The sequence below is a fragment of the Pseudomonas sp. genome, assembly GCF_028293835.1.
Lineage (GTDB): Bacteria > Pseudomonadota > Gammaproteobacteria > Pseudomonadales > Pseudomonadaceae > Aquipseudomonas.
The window spans coordinates 25,249-42,073 of the sequence record NZ_JAQGNX010000175.1 but is presented as its reverse complement, the minus strand read 5'-3'; the positions used below and the strand labels follow the sequence as shown (position 1 = coordinate 42,073).

Annotated in this window: 19 protein-coding genes; 9 read left to right on the top strand and 10 right to left on the bottom strand. The window is 55.4% G+C overall.

All coding sequences use genetic code 11. The features are described from left to right. The gene (locus JWR17_RS24100; protein ID WP_299835540.1) at positions 1 to 1,074 is read left to right on the top strand and encodes a GntG family PLP-dependent aldolase; all 1,074 of its coding nucleotides are present in this window, start codon (positions 1 to 3) and stop codon (positions 1,072 to 1,074) included. A 136-nt stretch (positions 1,075 to 1,210) separates the two neighbouring features. On the opposite strand, the gene JWR17_RS24095 is transcribed toward JWR17_RS24100, so the two are convergent. Then, on the bottom strand, positions 1,211 to 1,981 hold the full coding sequence (locus JWR17_RS24095) for a class I SAM-dependent methyltransferase (protein ID WP_299835539.1): 771 nt from the start codon (positions 1,979 to 1,981) through the stop codon (positions 1,211 to 1,213). A gap of 48 nt (positions 1,982 to 2,029) precedes the next feature. Then, positions 2,030 to 2,584: a TetR/AcrR family transcriptional regulator gene (locus JWR17_RS24090; protein ID WP_299835559.1), complete on the bottom strand. Its 555-nt coding sequence runs from the start codon at positions 2,582 to 2,584 to the stop codon at positions 2,030 to 2,032. A 298-nt stretch (positions 2,585 to 2,882) separates the two neighbouring features. On the opposite strand from JWR17_RS24090, the gene JWR17_RS24085 reads away from it, so the two are divergent. The 3 genes from JWR17_RS24085 to yddG all read left to right on the top strand — a co-directional run bounded on the left by JWR17_RS24085 (position 2,883) and on the right by yddG (position 6,205). Further along, on the top strand, positions 2,883 to 4,460 hold the full coding sequence (locus tag JWR17_RS24085) for a lactate dehydrogenase (RefSeq protein ID WP_299835538.1): 1,578 nt from the start codon (positions 2,883 to 2,885) through the stop codon (positions 4,458 to 4,460). Between the two features lie 223 nt (positions 4,461 to 4,683). Then, positions 4,684 to 5,064, top strand: a complete 381-nt coding sequence (locus JWR17_RS24080) for a RidA family protein (RefSeq protein WP_299835537.1) — start codon at positions 4,684 to 4,686, stop codon at positions 5,062 to 5,064. A 238-nt stretch (positions 5,065 to 5,302) separates the two neighbouring features. Further along, entirely contained in the window at positions 5,303 to 6,205 is a 903-nt protein-coding gene (gene yddG / locus JWR17_RS24075; protein ID WP_299835536.1) for an aromatic amino acid DMT transporter YddG, read from the top strand. 138 nt (positions 6,206 to 6,343) lie between these two features. Here the strand turns inward: yddG and JWR17_RS24070 are convergent, their stop codons facing one another. Both JWR17_RS24070 and JWR17_RS24065 read right to left on the bottom strand, forming a co-directional pair. Continuing rightward, the gene (locus JWR17_RS24070) at positions 6,344 to 6,802 is read right to left on the bottom strand and encodes a metallophosphoesterase family protein (RefSeq protein WP_299835535.1); all 459 of its coding nucleotides are present in this window, start codon (positions 6,800 to 6,802) and stop codon (positions 6,344 to 6,346) included. A 42-nt stretch (positions 6,803 to 6,844) separates the two neighbouring features. Beyond that, positions 6,845 to 7,276: a DUF1810 domain-containing protein gene (locus tag JWR17_RS24065; protein ID WP_299835534.1), complete on the bottom strand. Its 432-nt coding sequence runs from the start codon at positions 7,274 to 7,276 to the stop codon at positions 6,845 to 6,847. Between the two features lie 302 nt (positions 7,277 to 7,578). Between JWR17_RS24065 and JWR17_RS24060 the strand changes: the two genes are divergently transcribed. From JWR17_RS24060 to JWR17_RS24050, 4 genes are all read left to right on the top strand, one after another. Next, entirely contained in the window at positions 7,579 to 9,036 is a 1,458-nt protein-coding gene (locus tag JWR17_RS24060) for an MBL fold metallo-hydrolase (protein WP_299835533.1), read from the top strand. Between the two features lie 231 nt (positions 9,037 to 9,267). After that, positions 9,268 to 9,954 (top strand): SOS response-associated peptidase family protein, encoded by a 687-nt coding sequence (locus tag JWR17_RS26410; protein WP_366944192.1) that lies wholly within the window; start codon positions 9,268 to 9,270, stop codon positions 9,952 to 9,954. A gap of 162 nt (positions 9,955 to 10,116) precedes the next feature. Next, a complete protein-coding gene (locus tag JWR17_RS24055; protein WP_299835532.1) occupies positions 10,117 to 10,431 on the top strand; it encodes an RcnB family protein in 315 nt (104 codons plus the stop codon). A gap of 219 nt (positions 10,432 to 10,650) precedes the next feature. After that, positions 10,651 to 10,980, top strand: coding sequence for a YciI family protein (locus tag JWR17_RS24050; RefSeq protein ID WP_299835531.1), 330 nt, complete (start codon positions 10,651 to 10,653; stop codon positions 10,978 to 10,980). A gap of 72 nt (positions 10,981 to 11,052) precedes the next feature. On the opposite strand, the gene JWR17_RS24045 is transcribed toward JWR17_RS24050, so the two are convergent. Beyond that, positions 11,053 to 11,643: an NAD(P)H-dependent oxidoreductase gene (locus JWR17_RS24045; protein WP_299835530.1), complete on the bottom strand. Its 591-nt coding sequence runs from the start codon at positions 11,641 to 11,643 to the stop codon at positions 11,053 to 11,055. Positions 11,644 to 11,795: 152 nt separating this feature from the next. Next, positions 11,796 to 12,818, bottom strand: coding sequence for a diaminopimelate epimerase (locus JWR17_RS24040; RefSeq protein WP_299835529.1), 1,023 nt, complete (start codon positions 12,816 to 12,818; stop codon positions 11,796 to 11,798). 256 nt (positions 12,819 to 13,074) lie between these two features. Here JWR17_RS24040 and JWR17_RS24035 point away from each other — a divergent pair, with 256 nt between their 5' ends. After that, positions 13,075 to 13,326, top strand: coding sequence for a hypothetical protein (locus tag JWR17_RS24035; protein WP_299835528.1), 252 nt, complete (start codon positions 13,075 to 13,077; stop codon positions 13,324 to 13,326). A gap of 51 nt (positions 13,327 to 13,377) precedes the next feature. Here the strand turns inward: JWR17_RS24035 and JWR17_RS24030 are convergent, their stop codons facing one another. The 4 genes from JWR17_RS24030 to cyoB form a co-directional block, all read right to left on the bottom strand. Next, complete coding sequence (locus JWR17_RS24030; protein WP_299835527.1) at positions 13,378 to 13,623, bottom strand: hypothetical protein; 246 nt, start codon at positions 13,621 to 13,623, stop codon at positions 13,378 to 13,380. 272 nt (positions 13,624 to 13,895) lie between these two features. Next, positions 13,896 to 14,234, bottom strand: coding sequence for a cytochrome o ubiquinol oxidase subunit IV (gene cyoD / locus JWR17_RS24025; RefSeq protein ID WP_299835526.1), 339 nt, complete (start codon positions 14,232 to 14,234; stop codon positions 13,896 to 13,898). Next, the gene (gene cyoC / locus JWR17_RS24020) at positions 14,234 to 14,848 is read right to left on the bottom strand and encodes a cytochrome o ubiquinol oxidase subunit III (protein ID WP_299835525.1); all 615 of its coding nucleotides are present in this window, start codon (positions 14,846 to 14,848) and stop codon (positions 14,234 to 14,236) included. The genes cyoD and cyoC overlap by 1 nt, the downstream gene beginning before the upstream one ends. Position 14,849: 1 nt before the next feature. Continuing rightward, positions 14,850 to 16,823: a cytochrome o ubiquinol oxidase subunit I gene (gene cyoB, locus JWR17_RS24015; protein ID WP_299835558.1), complete on the bottom strand. Its 1,974-nt coding sequence runs from the start codon at positions 16,821 to 16,823 to the stop codon at positions 14,850 to 14,852. Between the last annotated feature and the right edge of the window lie 2 nt (positions 16,824 to 16,825).

Here is a 16,825-nt window from a genome sequence, read left to right as displayed (position 1 = left end):
ATGTTTCCTTTGAGTTCCCACGACGTGCAGAAGGGTCACGCCTCGCCTGTGGATTTGCGCAGCGATACCGTCACACTGCCAACGCAGGAAATGTACGAGTGCATGCGCCACGCGCCCATCGGTGACGACGGGCTTGATTTCGATCCGTCGGTGCGTCAGTTGGAAGAAACCGTTGCCCGGTTATTGGGGAAAGACCAAGGATTGTTTGTTCCCAGTTGCACCATGGCAAATTTGCTGGCCGTCCTTGCACAGACTGATCGCAGCGAACAGGTGGTCCTTGAATCGACCGCGCATATGTTCACCTCGGAGCGGGGCGGTTCGACTTTCACCGGGCTGTTCTACCTTGGCGTTCCGGGACAACGCGGCGCCATGGACCTGAATGAAGCCGAGGACGCGCTCAGGGGCGGCAAACACAAGCTGAAAACTGGCCTGCTGACCATGGAGACATCGCACAATAACGCTGGCGGCACGGTGCCTTCCGTGGAGCATATGGCGGCGGTCTATCGGCTGTCCGAGGCGCAAGGTGTCCGGGTTCACTTGGATGGCGCGCGGCTGTTTAACGCGGCGGTGGCGTTGAAAGTCCCGGCGGCTATGGTGGCGGCTCATGCTGATACCGTTTCCGTATGTTTGTCCAAAGGCCTGAGTGCGCCGGTGGGAGCGGTACTGGTAGGACCGCCGGACACCATGGAGAAAGCTCGTCGGCTGCGTCGGATGCTCGGCGGTACTCAGCGCCAGGCTGGAATCATGGCGGCGGCGGGGTTATACGCGGTGCAAAACATGGTCGCGCGCCTGAGCGATGACCATGAGCGGGCACGGCTCCTGAGCAACCGGCTCAATCAACTGGGGCTGCCGTTTAGCGCCTCGCTACCGGAAACCAATATCGTCCAGGTGGACATATCCAACACCGGGCGTGATAGCGCGACCTGGACCAAGAACCTGGAAAACGTCGGGTTGCTGGTCCGTCCGTGGGGCAACAACCGGTTACGTTGCGTGACCCACCGACACATTGACGAGGGCGACATCCAATGGGCGGTAGATTGTTTCCGGGCGAGCATGGTGATGGCGGCTCACTAAAATCGCTGTCGGGGCGGGTACGGAAAAGCGACGCGGTTTCACTGAAATACCGAGTCGCCTATTTCCCGAATAAATTCGGTCCCACCGGGGATTTGCGTGAGTCCACGACATCCTTGGCGCTGATTGATCGAATGGATCAATCCAGGCGGCGGCATGAATAAGCCTGTGTTTGATAGGGGAACTCAATGGTTTTGCGCCCGCGCAGAGCCGGGTGCGTCTCAATCAAGGTCTGCAGTTGCTCGGCCACTGCCGCTTTCTCGGCACTCGGTAGGGCGGCGATGAAACTCACTGACAAGAAGCGATCCATGATGACGGACTCCGGACTTCCTGTATGGGTGTACTTAAAGCAGGTCAGTTCAGGCGGCGAGAAGTAGCGCCCGTTGAACGGCAGTCGCCAGTCTCCGGTATGAAAGCGTGGGGTATCCCCTTCATAGGGTGTGATGATCTTAGTAATCTCCGCTACCCAGCCCACCGACTCATCCCGCACGTTCCAGATGAGCCCAAGTCGACCGTTCGGTTTGAGCACTCGGTGAATCTCGGCGAGCGCCGTTTCATTGGCAAACCAGTGGAAAGCCTGGGCGCATATCAGCGCTTGCGCCACGCCATCATCGAGAGGGATGGACTCGGCCGTTCCCCCTAGAATTTCAACGTCTGGTAGCTGCTTGGCAAACTCGAGTCGCATGGCTTCAATGGGTTCTACAGCAATGAGATCGATGTCCATGGGTGTTAGCAGTCGGGTGAGCTTGCCGGTGCCGGCTCCCAAATCGATGACCGTGGAGCCAGGGCTGATGTCCAATGCAGACCTGAGCCAGCTGCTTATATCGCTTGGATAGTCTGGGCGTCCCTGGGTATAGGTATTCGCTTGCGTGGAAAACCCCACCTGAGCAGACTTATGAACAACTGTCATTTTCAGCAACCCTCTGTGAATGAGCGGTACACACACTATGGCAAATGTTTAGTCTGGAGTGGCATTCGGCTCAGGCCAGGCGCCCATGCCAAGGCGACCAATTGCCAATACGCGCGCTCTGGAAGCACCGTCGCGTGCCTGCACAGCCATGCCCCGAAAAAGCGCGCTGAAATATGCCCCGAGCGCATCAATATCAGTTCCAGGCGGGATTTCGCCAGCCGCCAGCGCTTCCTTAAGGCGAGCCACTAACGCGTTTTCGGACGCTGCCCTGTGGGCGGACATCAGAGCGCGCACCGACCCATGGGCTGGAGACAAATGGGTTCCGGCCAGGGAAATCATGCAACCGGCCGGCAAATCGTCACAGGTGAACTGTGCGGCGGTGGCCTCGATCAGGCGTGTAAAAGCCGTTTTGGCATCTGTAACACCGGTCAGGGCTGCCTGAAACCATTCGCTCGATATTGCCAGGTAATGGTCGGTCGCTTCCCGATAAAGCGTCTCCTTGTTGCCAAAAGAATTGTAAAACGTCGACGGGCTGATTTTCATGGCGCTGATCAAATCATCGAAAGACGTTCCTTCATAGCCATGCTCCCAGAACAGCTTCATTGCCACATGAATCGCCTGCAGGCGGTCGAACGCCAGAGGGCGACCGCGGCGACGTCTTGGCTGCTGTTCTATTTCTGTTGTCATAGCTCCAATAATCCTTGACTGCTTCGCTTAAAAGCCTATCTTCTTAATACAGGAGCTTTAACTCCAAAACAAACTGCGAGCAGCGGGCAGGTTTTCCGGGCTCGAAGACGCTAGCATTGTAGAGGCGCCGTAATCGTATGGACACCACGCTGCAATGGGCCCGTCGTGCACTGAGTTCCCCTAACCATCATGAAGATCAGGGATGTATAACGTCATGAGCACTCTATCGCCGGTCAACACGCTCCCTTTAATAACGATAAAGCCTGTGCCGACTGTACTGCCCGGGACAGGTAATTCCGGGACGACAGCAACGACCGCTGCACCGACTTCAATTGTCACACTGGGGAAAAACGCGGCGCTAACAAGCGCTCAAACTTATTCCTCACGTGGGCTAGTGGATGAGCCAGCGACGCGGCCTGTGTTAGAGAATGAACGACAAGACAAAGTAACATTGACCATGGAGGGTAATTTTGCAGCACAGCCACCTGGTGGCGTATTTCATGGCCTCGGCGCCGCGCTGCTGACTCAGCTGTCAGAAGGGGTCAACAATTACTCACAGTCACTATTGAAGTCGTCAACCGGACAAGCGCTTGACCCAACCGAACAGCTTGTCGACCAGACGCAACTGCATACTGCAGCCGATAACTCAATTACGCTTACGGTTAAAACCGCAAGCGGCAGTACCGTACTTATAAATTTGGCCAGCCAGGCAAATGGCCTTGCGGTTCAGGTCCAGGTGAAGGGTGGAACACTCAGCGATGCCGAACGCAGTGCGGTAGGGAATCTCGCTGATGCATTTCAATCGGCTATCGACGGGTTCACTGAAACGCCACCACGGCTTGATCTAAGCAAACTTACCCAGTTCGATCCGTCTTTGCTTTCGTCCGTGGACCTGAACGCCCAGTTAAAACTCGGTGAAAGTAAATACCAAACCCTTGGTTTTCATGCCGATGGGCAGAACAAGACGGTGAACATGAGCGGGCCTATAGGCAGCTTGCAACTGGCCGTGAATACAAAAAATTCGCAGATAATGGGAAATGCTCAACAACAATCCCAAGCGCTGAATAGCTACCTGAGCCAATTCGATGCCGCCCGACGTCGAGGCGATGGCAACCAAGACCTCATGACGCTTTTTAAAGATGCATTCTCTGCAATGAATAGCGTCAACAGCAAAGATCTGAAGCAGGTAAACCTCAAGACACCCAGCTCAATAAGCCTGAACGATGTAGACCACGGAATGCTCACCGGTTTGGCGGATTTCACGGCATCGATCACCCAAGTGCCGCAATCGATCAATCCAATGCGTGTCAATGAAACAGATAACTTCTCCTATCAGGTATTGCAGACCACTAGCATCAATGGGGAAAACCAACTAAACCATTCGATCAAGCAAGACCAGCAATCGCACCTGACGGCCAGCTATCATCAGGGCCTTTACCCTGGTGCGCTTGCAGCGCTCGACCACACGAAGCAGTCTCAAAATTATAAGTATTTGCAGATTAACGATGACGCCAGCAGTTCAACCAGTGTCGCTTATAAAGCCGGGCTGTTGACTGCTGTTTCGCTGGTTCAAGCGGCCACACAAACTACGCACAGTCTTAAATACGAAATGGGCGATCTCAAAGAGGACACTACGACCCCGGTCGAGGCCACTAAGACCCAGGATCTATTGGGCATACTGCAAACCGCTTTGCGAAAAGACAAACAGGAGACGAAGGATAGCGGCAGCCCGACATCTGAGAACACGCTGGCTATTCACAGCCAGGTCATTTTGCAGGCTGATCCGTGGTGAAGCGCTCTGAGGCCCCATTATCTGGACGGGAAGAAAGAGCAGATTGTATGGACCGAGCAAGATCTGCATAAAACAATCACGTTTACGGCGGGCTGGCATTATCCTGCGTACCGCCGCTTAATCCGGGAAACGACGATGCAGCCAGGCAGCTGATGGTCGAAGCTAGACCGATTAGTGGCTCCTTGCACCATCGCCCCTTTATCACTTTAAGCAAGAGAACCCCATGGCAAACCAAGACCTGACCTTCGTGCCCGACCCAGACCCGGATTCCATTTCCTCCGACGTCGCCGGTTTCGGCGGCCTGCTGGTCTCCACGCAAATCCCTACCCGAGCCGATGGCAGCCTGGAGTTGGGCGGTATCGTTGAGCAGAGCGAGTGCACGCTGCAGGCGCTGAAACTGGCGCTGGAGGGGGCCGGCAGTTCCATGGATCGGGTTCTGCATCTAACCATCTACCTCACTGACATAGCTGACCGCGCCGCTTTCAACGAGGTCTACAAGCGCTTTTTCGTCAAGCCCTGGCCGGTTCGCGCCGCTGTCGGCGTTGCCGCGCTTGGGGTCAAAGGTATGCGTGTGGAAGTCACCGCCATGGCGGCCAAGGGCTGAGTATTCGGACCTGTTATCCCAATCGGACATCCTGATGACGACCCGTAGAGAATCCGCCCCGCCTTCGAGGCCGCGCTGGCACGCAGTGGCACGGTACGTGTAGGCGCTGCCGAAGGCTGCGATCAAGTTGCAGCCTTTCAGAAGCAGGCTTACCTGTACATCTCGCGTCTTGGCTGAACGACCAGGTAACCAGTGGCGCAAGGACACCTATATACTTCGCGCTTTTTCGGCTGAGCAGATGATTCAGATTAAAAGCGAGCGGGGCGCTACAACGTGCGGGTTACTGGCGATTATCTTGTGGAGCACCGCCGCCGGGCTCATCAGGAGCGTGAGCGAAACCTTCGGTCCGTTAGGGGGGGCGGCCATGATCTACACAGTGGGGGCCATGATGTTAGTGGCTTCGCTGGGGCGACCGCGTCTGCGCTCTATTTCCCGGCTCTATTTAGTTCTGGGAAGTACCCTATTCGTCGCTTATGAGGTCTGTCTGGCGCTTTCGCTGGGTTTTGCCATCAACAATACCCAGGCCATCCAGTTGGGCGTGGTTAATTACTTATGGCCCTGTTTAACCGTCTTGCTGGCCATTGTCATGAATGGGCAGCGGGCTCATTGGATTATCGTGCCTGGCACGGCCATAGCGCTTTTTGGCATTCTTTGGGTCGTAAGCGGCAACGGTTTATCAGTGCCCGGGATCGTTGCCAACGTGCAGTCCAATCCCTTGAGTTACAGCCTTGCAGTCGCCTGCGCGATCACTTTCGCTCTTTACTGTAACGTCACCCGCCGCTATGCGGGGGGCCAGAATCTCGTGGTGCTGTTCTTCGTCCTGACTGCGGCGGTTCTTTGGCTAAAATATGCCTTAAGCGCTGAGGTGATTCCGCCTCTTACGTTCCGTGGCAGTCTCGAACTGGTCTTGGCAGGTGCAGCGATGGCGGGGGGATATGCCCTCTGGAATCATGGCATTTTGCGTGGGAACCTTACCTTGCTGGCTACCGCTTCATATTCTGCTCCAGTGCTGTCGTCGGCGTTTGCCGCGGCGTGGTTAGGCGCGCAATTGAATGGGCAGTTTTGGCAAGGGGCGGTGCTAGTCACCACCGGTTCGCTGATTTGCTGGCAAGCGACTCGGCAGGGTAAGAAATCTGAGTAAATGTAAGCCTCTCAATTGTTTTTAGCACGAACATTGCTGCCACGTCTCCGACGCCGCGCTGTCTGCTGATTCAGTGACTTAGCCGTTGATTGATAAGAGCTTCCGCAGGCTGCGACAGTCGCGCTCCCTTGAAAAGGATCACTCCAGCAGCGAAACCAAACGCGGCTCAATCGAACCCTCAAACACTTCGAGCAACGCCAGCGTCACGGGTAATTTGAAACGCCGCCTGCCCGCGCTGCCGGGATTGAGGTGTAGCTGATCGCCGTGCCATTCGATGCGCGGCTTATGCGAATGGCCAGTGATCACCAGCTTTATGTCTGCATCGAGCACGGCTGGCACATCGGCGATGTCATGCACCAGCAGGGCCTGCCATCCGTTGAGGTCGAAACGCAAACGGTCAGCGAGGTGTTCTGCCCAAGGAAATCCCAGATCGTTGTTGCCGCGAACGACATGCAACGGGGCAATCGACGCCAATTGTTCGAGAATTTCAGGAGCGCCAATGTCGCCCGCATGAATGATCCATTCACAACCCTTTAAGGCAGCAACGGCTTCGGTGCGGAGCAAACCATGGGTATCGGAAATCACGCCAACCTTCATTCAAAGCTCCAGAACAAACTCAACGTAAAAAGACCGGTGTACCTAAGATTTTTCGCCAAGGAGCAGCAGGGTTCTGGCGTCTGCCTCGCCGGCAAAGAACTGATCGAGGGCGAGCTGGAATTGAGGGCGATCAGGCGCAATGTTGGCGAACAGCGTGAGGCATGAGCGTAACTTCAGGTCGTCGGGAGAGCCAAGCATTTCCAGGGCACTCTTGTCGCTGTGTTGCAGAATAATATTTACGCTTTGTTCCAGCCGTGGTCCCAGCAACTCATGCTGCAGATAAGCCCGGGCTTCGGCAGCACCCGAAATAGCAAAACGCATGGCAGTCTCGCTACGGCCAAGACCGTGCAATTGCGGGAAGATGAACCACATCCAATGGCTGGACTTGTGCCCGGCCCGCAACTCTTCCATGGCCCGAGCAAAAACCGGGCGCTGGGCCTCGACGAAACGAAGAAGGTTGAAGGGATCGTTCATAGCTGTACTCACTAGGTTGGCGGGCGTTGCGCAGCCTGATTGGGCCATTCGTTCCACGCAGATTGCAAACAGGCCACGCCACGGAAAGTTACGCAGAGTGCATTGGCCTGTAAGCGTATGACTCATTTGGATGGCATCGGTTTCGCACAAGAGTTGAACGGTGAGCGAGGCAGATACCTCTACTGTCAGGAGAACTATGCCGTTCGGCGCGATGCCGAAAGCTGCTCCAGGGGAAGCTTTGGTTATCTCTCCCCTCTGCCCGAATCAACGCCAGCGCGAACGCCGCTAGCCAAGGGGACCTGATGAAACATCCGAAACTCATTCACCACGGCGCTCGCGAAGGCGTCACCGGGTCGTGCCATCAGTTATGGATGGACGACACCTTTAGTCTGCTAATCGACTGCGGCCAGTTTCAGGGCGAAGACGAAGGTCAGGGCGGCGATGACGGGCTCGCGTTGGACTTCTCTATCGAAGGCATCAAGGCGTTGATCGTGACCCATGTCCACATTGACCATGTCGGACGTATTCCGAACCTGCTGGCAGCGGGTTTCGAAGGGCCGATCCTCTGCAGCGAGCCCTCCGCCCGACTCTTGCCAATTGTGCTTGAGGATGCATTCCGCCTCTCCATCAGCCGCGATCAGGAACAATTAGAGCGCTACCTTAAGGTCGTGGAGCAACGGATCATTGCGTTGCCCTACAGCAACTGGTTCACCCTGCACGAAACCACTACGGTTGATTGCAAGGTACGCCTACAGCCGGCCGGGCATGTGCTGGGTTCGGCTTATGTCGAACTGGAGCTGAGCACCCCCAGCTCTGGTAGCGAGCGCATCGTGTTCAGCGGCGATCTGGGTGCGCCCCATTCGCCGATCCTGCCTGACCTCGTTCCGCCCGAGCGGGCGGACCTGCTGATCCTTGAAAGCACCTATGGTGACCGCCGTCACGAAGACCGCGTGCACCGCCGCGAGCGTCTGCAGGCATCCATCGAGCGTGCGTTGGCCGACCAGGGCACGGTGCTTATTCCTACCTTTAGCATTGGCCGAACGCAGGAGCTGCTCTATGAGCTGGAGGAGATTCTCTACGAAAAAAGCGAGTCGGCAGACACCTCTGTCACGCCCGGTGAACCTGGGAAGCCGAGCAAGGAGGGCGCTCCCGATATCGACTGGCCGCACATCCCCATTATTCTCGACTCGCCTCTAGCCGGCCGATTCACCAAGACCTACAAAGAGCTGCAAGCCTTCTGGGATGAAGATGCCCGGAACCGCCTGGAGCAAGGGCGCAAGCCGCTGTCCTTCAAGCAGCTCATCACCGTCGACAGCCATGACGAACACATGCGTATCGCCGAATACCTCAGCGAAACCGCACGGCCCGCTATTGTCCTCGCCGGGAATGGCATGTGTTCGGGCGGGCGAATCGTCAACTACCTGAAGGCTATGCTGGGCGATCCTCGACACCATGTTGTCTTTGTGGGTTATCAAGGCAAGGGTACGCCAGGGCGAGACATCATGACGTATGGGCCGGAAGGCGGGTTTGTCGTTCTGGAAGGGCGCCGCATCGACATCCGCGCTGGCATTGATAGCGTAGGCGGCTATTCGGCCCATGCCGACCAAGCTGACCTGGTCGGTTTCGTCACCCGGATGAAGGAATGGCCGAAAGAAATCCGCCTCATCCATGGCGAAGGCCAGGCCAAGCAATGCCTGGCCGACGTTCTGAAGGCGAGGTATCGGGAAGCGGGGAAGGAAGGGCATGTACATATTCCCTAGACAGGATTTTCCTCTTTTCGATACTACCGAGGGTGCTCCTGCGGGCGCCTGAAATCCGGATACTCCACTCATCGGGCCAGGTAGAACTGGCGTTTTACGACCGGCTCGAAGGTTCTGTAAGCCCCATAAGAAGGGTTATGAAAGCCAACGCGCTTCTTGGTCAGCATCGCAGTCGCTGGGTAGCTGAGCGAAACGGTGCGGTAGAAGCGCCCTCTACTGCCAGGTTTTGATATGTGTGAATGCATTGTTCAGTCGTATTCCTCCCGTTTCTATCCTGCGCACTTGGGCCGGCGTCCGGAATCCCCAAGCGCCTTTGAAAAGAATGCATGGGAGATAGCCAGAGAAACCAGCATTAGCGCCAATCCTGCCCCTCCCGACCCAGATCGAATCATTCGACCTAACCACCCACTCACCGCAGTGATGAGTAAAGACGGGGACCTCGAATGCTTGCGAGTCCGTTGGGGGTGGTCTCCTGTCTGGAGCATGGGTACGCGACCGCCGTTGACTCATCTGCCACTTGAAATAGTGATGCGATCAAAAGTCTTTGAGAGGATGAGAAGTGGTGGCCGTGCGCTAGTTGCCGTGGATGGATGGTTTGATCTTGCCCGGGATGACTCGAGTCGGGACCGACCTGTCTACATGCGCCCTCGCTTCGGTGGGCCGGTCTTTTTGGGGGCCTTGGTCCAGCTCAGCGAGTCCCCAAGCGGCTGCAACGGGTTGGTTTTGGTCACGACTGGCGGCGGAGGAGCGACAGGCCCACTACAGCTACTCGCCTTTAGCGGTGAAAGCGCCGGCCAGTGGCTGGATCCCACACTTGGCTGGGAACAAGCACAGGAGTTGGCATCTCAGAGCGCGGTGCAAGAGCCAGAGTTTGAGCATGTGGCAGTCAGTGATCATTTCCTCAACAGGAGCCGATAAGTAGCGAAGGTGCAGCATGCTCAGGCTGAGAAGTGAGGACCTTTTGTTGATTTGAAACTCGATGGAATCATCCATCCATGCGTCGGTCGATGACTAAGCACTCTCGCTCATACCGAAGGCTTTGCGCATCCTGCCGGGCCCAGGGAACCAAGGAAATGAACCATGACTAACGACAACTACCTTCCTCGTCTGTTGCTCGCTGCTGTATGTGCACTGAGCATTCCAGCCTTTGCAGATGAAGAGCCGAGCGTGAAACTAGACCGACCAGGCGCGGGCATGCAGGAGATCAAGAAAGGTAGCAAGCTGCCCGACGGATACAAGCGTGAGGCATTGGCGCTGAAGGACTGGGACAAACGCCATCTGACCGCTCCTGGGGAAAACGAACAGTGGGTAGAGATTCAGGACAAATACGTGCTGGTGAACATTCCAAGTGGCCTTGCTAAAACACTGGTCGACAAGTCCGCCGTTCAGAAATGACCGCTTGTTTATACAGCGCTATCACATCCACGGATCCTCATTATTCTGCCATGGCATAGCACGTATGCCCTGGCCTCGCCTTCCGGGAACAGCCTCCTTGCACTATCGTCCCCATCAGGCGCCGCGATAACACGTTGCGGCGCGAAAACTCAGGCGGCGAGAGACTTCTATTCGACCTTCGCCCAACCTCTTTTGGAATATTTACTGGAGTAAAAAACCATGGTTGACGAAAACGGTCCTCATTATTTTGTGGCCTTCCAAACGCCTGGCCCGAATTGGGTCCAGGGAGTGAAATACAATGAGCAGCCTGAGTTCATGGCTCATGTTAACTACATGCTCGAAATGCAGCAGAAAGGCTTGACCGTCCTTAGCGGTCCGTTCATGGAAAAGGCGGGCGGTCTCAATGGCGTGCTGGCAGACGGCGGCATGACGATCTTCAAGGCCGCAGATTTCGATGAAGCCATCAAGATAGGCACGGACGATCCGACGGTGAAGTCCGGCATGCTGAACGTCGATGTGAAGATGTTCTGGGTGCCGTTCCATAGCTGATGGGTGGCCGCTGATGGCGGGAAGGGCGGCCACTGCTCCGTACCGAAGACCAAGCCGCCAAGCGGCGCGCATTCAATAAGGCGTGCCGTTCTGTCGTTGCTTTCGTAAAGCCTGGGCATACCATTCGAACTCGTCCAGGAACCTGTTCATCTGTTTCGTTGTGCGTTCTTCTTTAGGCTGCCCATCATTAGCCAAGGCGTCGCCGATGCGAGGAATGGCAAACAGGCTGGGAATACTCGGCATGCCCAGTTCTCCGAGAATCATGCGTAGTTGCATGGCGGCCCGCACGCCGCCATACGCTCCTGCGGAATAACAAGTGATCGCGGAAGGACGCCACATGTACTCCTCCAGAAAATGATCCAGCAGATTTTTCAACGCTGGCGGAACGCCGTTATTGTATTCCGCGCTCACCAACAGAAAACCATCGGCGCGGCGGTAAAGGGTGGCAAGTTGCTCCAGTTCGGCCGGCGCCGACCCCTTGGGGTATTCCTTATACATGCGGTCCAGCAGAGGCAGACGGGTCACCATGGGATCTACGAGCACCGCCTCGTGTCCACGCTCTTCAAGCGCTGCCAAGAGCAATCGAGCGGCTTTGATGCCTTGACGATCGGTACGCACTGAGCCCAGCAATACAGCGATGGTCAGGGGCGGGGAGTCGGTCATGGTGTGGGTTTCCTGGTTGAGTGGATCGTTCTCGGTTCTTCGTTGCTTTCGTTAACCTCAGGTAGTTGACGCTTTTGGGGTGGGTGGGTTCCTGATGAAGGCATAAGCGCTGGTCGAAAGCACCAGCAAGTGCTCCTTTGCGGCCTTGGTGGTCACGGCGTAAGAGTAAAGTCGTCCAACCTGGAGGCCGTCCCAAACAGCACTATCTGCACCAGATTTCCGTCGTTCTCTATTAGATTCACGGGAGCACTTCCGCCTGGCATCACCACGTCGACCATACCGCCAGACACCCAGCCCGCTAGCCAGGCTGCTGCTGCAACTGCACACGCACTTGTTCCTGAAGAGGCCGTCGGGCCTTCACCGCGCTCAAATACCTTCGCGATGAGGGTGTTTGCTGAACTCATGGCCGCCCATTGCAAATTTACCCCTGATGCAAACGGGTCGCCGTCGCTATGGGCACCTTCGGCGAAAGCAATATGCGCCAGGGCGTCATGGAGCGGTTGCTCGTGTAGCTGACGAAACCCGGGAAGCGCCTCTGCCTCAGGTACCAACGTTACGCAGTGCGGATTGCCGATGCGAACGAAGACGCTCAGACACCAACGCGGGTCCAGGCCGATGAGAAGCTTCACACCCGTGAACTGCACATTACCCTGGGCGTTCTCGATCATGCCTGAGCGCTTTGCCTGGACGGCCTCTGGTCCAAATGCAGGCGTTCCAATATCCAACCAGAAACCAGGTAGCCCTTGCCGCGTATCCGGTGTAACCATTGTCGCCACGGGAGACGGTGATGAGCTGTGGTCGTGATGAACCCTGAGCATGAAAGGGGTCGTGGTGCCTATCTGTCCCGAGTCGGTCAGCGCTTGCGAAAAAATGGTCAGCCCGTTTCCGCTGCGCTCCGCCAGCGTGCCGTCCGTATTGACTATCAGCAGGTCGAAAGGACTACTTGTTTCTTGGAACGGCCCAATCAGCAAGCCATCACAGCGATGTTCTTTCGCATTTTCGGGACGCTGACCCGGTGGCCAATGACACAGGGCCGAAACTGCCTCCTCTGCCCATACCTTACGTGTTGCTGCGGCCAACTCCGCATTCTGTGAAATGTTTATTCCCAGCGAGCGAAGTGTTGACGGCGAGGCGACCACGTAGCGGTTTCCCCGTGCATCATACAAAGCCGTCATTAATCATGCCTCCACCTCAAATCAGGAGTTGATTCTAAGAGCGGGGAGCCCGAAGAAGGCAAGAATTTTTATGGCTTCGGGCGGATCTCTGCCTGTCGCGACTGCCGGATCGGGTTCGCCACGTTGCAATCGGATAGCCGCTTGGACACCCGGGCCAATTCGGCCGTTGCCGGTTGTGCAGATCATGCGAAATGCTGAACGGCGCGACGGAATCGCCTGTCATAGATGAACATTCATTCACCGGAAGGCTACCGCCATGGGTACCGACGACCAAACGAAAGTCAACGAGCTCCGAATCTGGCACGACGTGTTAGAGGATAAGAATCTTAGCTTGGGTGCCCCCGAGTACTTCGTTGCGACCCTGCGCACACATGCCGAGGTTTTAGAGCGGCTTGGGATAATCACGACTCAAGAGTGCTTCGAATTGAAGAAGCATGCGGATGCGGCCTACGAACATGCCATTGAGTTCGGTCCGATTGAAACCGATGAGGACGAAGAGGGGAAGTAATGTCGAGCAGCGGGATCCAGACGTAAATCCCGCGTACTCGCTGGGGCGCCTCTACTTGCTCTTTTCTTGAATTTCTTTAAGCCGCGACCATTGCCGCCGCGCTTCTGAATATTTTCCGTCCGCAATTTTTTTTGCCTCCGTAAATCGGTCGACGGTGGCGCAGCTCAAAGGGCAATCGTTCAAAATTGCATAAGCTTCTTCGTCAAGCTGATCCGCCTCGAAAAAACTTTGAGTGACTTGCTGAAATGCGCCAAATTGGGAGTCCATCTGTACTGGCACATGTTTTAAATCGTTCATGTGGCTTCCCTCTGCGTTAGAGATGGCGCTCCTGGCGGGATCTCTATGATTGAACCGGAAAAACTGCCTGACCGGTCGATTTTCGCCTCGTCGAATGACTGCGCGAGTAAGCACCTACCATTGCACCAAGTTGGACCAAATTGAACCATTCGCCGACGGAAGGATATGATGATTTATACAGTTCACAGGCTAGAGGAGTGCCCGTTATTAGCCCCCGACCCCAGGCGGCCGAGCGTAGTTTCCTATGCTCGGTTCTGTCAGATTTTTAACGTTTAATGCGCCAACATGTTGTGGTGGATGCTGTCCATGATCCATAACGACAAACCCACCATCAGCAAGATAATGATGACCGAAAAAAACAATGCAACCCGGTTCCAACGCTGTTCGTCGGATGTGTTCAGGTGTAGGAAGTAAGCTAAATGAGCAACTACCTGAACGCCGGCGGCAATCACCACTGTCCACAAGGTGACAGGCCGCGACAGAAGCGGGTACATAGCCAATCCGAAAGGGATAAATGTAAGGATGAGGGACAGGATGAAACCGATCTGATATGAGCGGCTGCTGCCATGGCTTGAGCCCGCAGAGCTGCGAACCGGGCTTTGTGTATACATTAGATCACCCCCAATAGATAAACGACGGTGAAAACGCAGATCCAGACGACGTCGAGAAAGTGCCAGAACAGGCTCAAGCAGCTCAGACGAGTGCCGTTAGTGGTAGTCAGTCCCCCTCTTTTTACCTGCCACATCATAATTGCCATCCACACCAGACCTGTCGCCACGTGTGCGCCATGAGTGCCCACTAGCGTGAAGAAAGCAGTGAGAAACGCGCTTCGGTCGGGCCCATATCCCTCATTGATCAAATGGATAAATTCATTAATCTCCATGCCAATAAACCCCAAACCGAGCAAGAACGTCACGGCTAACCAGCGCAGTACCAGTTTGCTGTTTTCGTGATTCATTGCCAGCATGGCGTAGCCGTAAGTAATGCTGCTTATCAGCAGCAGCATCGTTTCCGTCAAAACATAAGGCAGCTCGAAAAATTCGCTGCCCGTTGGCCCGCCAGCAACGCTGTCACGTAGCACGGCGTAACCGGCAAATAATGTCGCAAAAAGAATGCAGTCGGTCATCAGGTAGACCCAGAAACCGAACAGCGTCATTGACCCCGCATCTTCGTGCCCATGCTCATGGGTATGAGCGACATCTTTCTCCAATATCATTTGGCTCATGTCACGCCTCCGCCATTTCCTTAATGTGTTTCTGCTCGATCCGCGCTACTTCCTCGGCCGGGATAAAATAATCCGTGTCCTCGTCCAAGCTGCGTACGATTAAGGTAATAACTGTGGCTACCAGCCCGAAAATAGCCATCCACCAGATATGCCAGACCATAGCGAAGCTGAAAATCAGCGCGAAGAAGCTCATCACCAGGCCCGCCGACGTGTTGCGTGGCATATGGATGCTTCGGTAATCGGTATGGCTTAGGGTGCTGACGGCGCGCTCTTTTATTCCCCAGTAAGCGTCCAGATCGTCAACTTTGGGTTGCTCTGCAAAGTTGTAAATTGGCGGAGGAGAGGAAGTCGCCCACTCCAGTGTGCGGCCGTCCCAAGGGTCCCCGGTGAGGTCGCGGTTTTGATGGCGGTTGCGAATGCTGATGAATAACTGCAAGGCCTGGCAGCTAACTCCGCACAGAATAATTGCAACGCCAACCAGTTCAAGCAAAAGCCAGGGTCGCCATTGGGGGTTATCGAAGTGGTTAAGCCGCCGGGTCATTCCCATGAATCCCAGAACATAGGACGGCATAAACGCGAAGTAGAAACCGACAATCCAGCACCAGAACGCCATTCGCCCCAGCTTGTCGTTCAACGTGAAGCCGAATGCTTTAGGGAACCAGTAGGTCAGGCCAGCCATGTAGCCAAAAACGGCACCGCCAATGATGACGTTATGGAAGTGGGCAATAAGGAACAGACTGTTGTGCAACATGAAGTCGGCACCTGGTACCGCCAACAGCACACCTGTCATCCCGCCGATACTGAAGGTCACAATGAACCCCAACGTCCACAACATAGGTGTCGTAAAACGAACTCGGCCACGGTACATGGTAAACAGCCATGTAAAGATCTTCACCCCGGTCGGCACGGCGATGATCATGGTCATTATGCCAAAGAACGCATTGACGTTAGCGCCGGCACCCATGGTGAAAAAGTGATGCAGCCAGACAACGAAAGACAATACGGTGATTGAAATAGTCGCCCATACCAACGATACGTAGCCGAACAGCCGCTTTGTGCTGAACGTCGCAGCAATCTCGGAGAATATCCCGAACGCTGGCAGGATCAGTATGTAAACCTCCGGATGCCCCCAGGCCCAGATCAGGTTTACATACATCATTGGATTACCTCCGGCCTCGTTGGTAAAGAAATGCATGCCCAGATACCGATCTACGGTAAGCATGAATAACGTCGCCGTGAGAATGGGAAACGCCGCGAGGATAAGGATTGAAGTACACAGGGAGTTCCAGGTGAACACCGGCATCTTGAAAAGCGTCATGCCGGTGGTGCGCATCTTCAAAATCGTGACGAAGAAGTTCAGCCCCGTCAAAAGCGTGCCTATACCGGAGATCTGCAATGCCCATATGTAATAATCCACGCCGACGCCCGGGCTGTAACCCAGCTCCGACAACGGCGGATAGGCCACCCAGCCTGTGCGGGCAAACTCGCCAATTCCGAGGGACACGTTGACCAGCACTGCACCGGCCACGAATAACCAAAAGCTCAGAGAGTTAAGGAATGGAAAGGCCACGTCACGCGCACCGATTTGCAGCGGTACAACAACGTTCATCAGACCGACAACGAACGGCATCGCCATGAAAAAAATCATGATGACGCCGTGCGCCGTGAAGATCTGGTCGTAGTGTTCCGGCGGGAGATAGCCGGGACCGCCATCGGCCGCCATCGCTTGCTGAGTACGCATCATGATCGCGTCGGAAAACCCGCGAAGTAACATAACCAACGCAACGATGATGTACATCGCGCCGATTCTTTTATGATCAACCGAGGTAAACCATTCCCGCCATAAATAGCCCCAGCTGCGCTTGTAAGTGACTGTTCCGACTAATGCAAAACCCATAAGGCCGACAATCGCCAAGGTGTACATGACGATGGGTTCACTCGTCGGGATGGCTTCCCACGACAGCTTTCCGAACATGT

Coding starts and splice junctions, on each gene's coding strand:
- JWR17_RS24100 (WP_299835540.1), top strand. CDS start 1: ATGTTTCCTTTGAGTTCCCACGACGTGCAGAAGGGTCACGCCTCGCCT.
- JWR17_RS24095 (WP_299835539.1), bottom strand. CDS start 1,981: ATGACAGTTGTTCATAAGTCTGCTCAGGTGGGGTTTTCCACGCAAGCG.
- JWR17_RS24090 (WP_299835559.1), bottom strand. CDS start 2,584: ATGAAGCTGTTCTGGGAGCATGGCTATGAAGGAACGTCTTTCGATGAT.
- JWR17_RS24085 (WP_299835538.1), top strand. CDS start 2,883: ATGAGCACTCTATCGCCGGTCAACACGCTCCCTTTAATAACGATAAAG.
- JWR17_RS24080 (WP_299835537.1), top strand. CDS start 4,684: ATGGCAAACCAAGACCTGACCTTCGTGCCCGACCCAGACCCGGATTCC.
- yddG (WP_299835536.1), top strand. CDS start 5,303: ATGATTCAGATTAAAAGCGAGCGGGGCGCTACAACGTGCGGGTTACTG.
- JWR17_RS24070 (WP_299835535.1), bottom strand. CDS start 6,802: ATGAAGGTTGGCGTGATTTCCGATACCCATGGTTTGCTCCGCACCGAA.
- JWR17_RS24065 (WP_299835534.1), bottom strand. CDS start 7,276: ATGAACGATCCCTTCAACCTTCTTCGTTTCGTCGAGGCCCAGCGCCCG.
- JWR17_RS24060 (WP_299835533.1), top strand. CDS start 7,579: ATGAAACATCCGAAACTCATTCACCACGGCGCTCGCGAAGGCGTCACC.
- JWR17_RS26410 (WP_366944192.1), top strand. CDS start 9,268: ATGTGTGAATGCATTGTTCAGTCGTATTCCTCCCGTTTCTATCCTGCG.
- JWR17_RS24055 (WP_299835532.1), top strand. CDS start 10,117: ATGACTAACGACAACTACCTTCCTCGTCTGTTGCTCGCTGCTGTATGT.
- JWR17_RS24050 (WP_299835531.1), top strand. CDS start 10,651: ATGGTTGACGAAAACGGTCCTCATTATTTTGTGGCCTTCCAAACGCCT.
- JWR17_RS24045 (WP_299835530.1), bottom strand. CDS start 11,643: ATGACCGACTCCCCGCCCCTGACCATCGCTGTATTGCTGGGCTCAGTG.
- JWR17_RS24040 (WP_299835529.1), bottom strand. CDS start 12,818: ATGACGGCTTTGTATGATGCACGGGGAAACCGCTACGTGGTCGCCTCG.
- JWR17_RS24035 (WP_299835528.1), top strand. CDS start 13,075: ATGGGTACCGACGACCAAACGAAAGTCAACGAGCTCCGAATCTGGCAC.
- JWR17_RS24030 (WP_299835527.1), bottom strand. CDS start 13,623: ATGAACGATTTAAAACATGTGCCAGTACAGATGGACTCCCAATTTGGC.
- cyoD (WP_299835526.1), bottom strand. CDS start 14,234: ATGTATACACAAAGCCCGGTTCGCAGCTCTGCGGGCTCAAGCCATGGC.
- cyoC (WP_299835525.1), bottom strand. CDS start 14,848: ATGAGCCAAATGATATTGGAGAAAGATGTCGCTCATACCCATGAGCAT.
- cyoB (WP_299835558.1), bottom strand. CDS start 16,823: ATGTTCGGAAAGCTGTCGTGGGAAGCCATCCCGACGAGTGAACCCATC.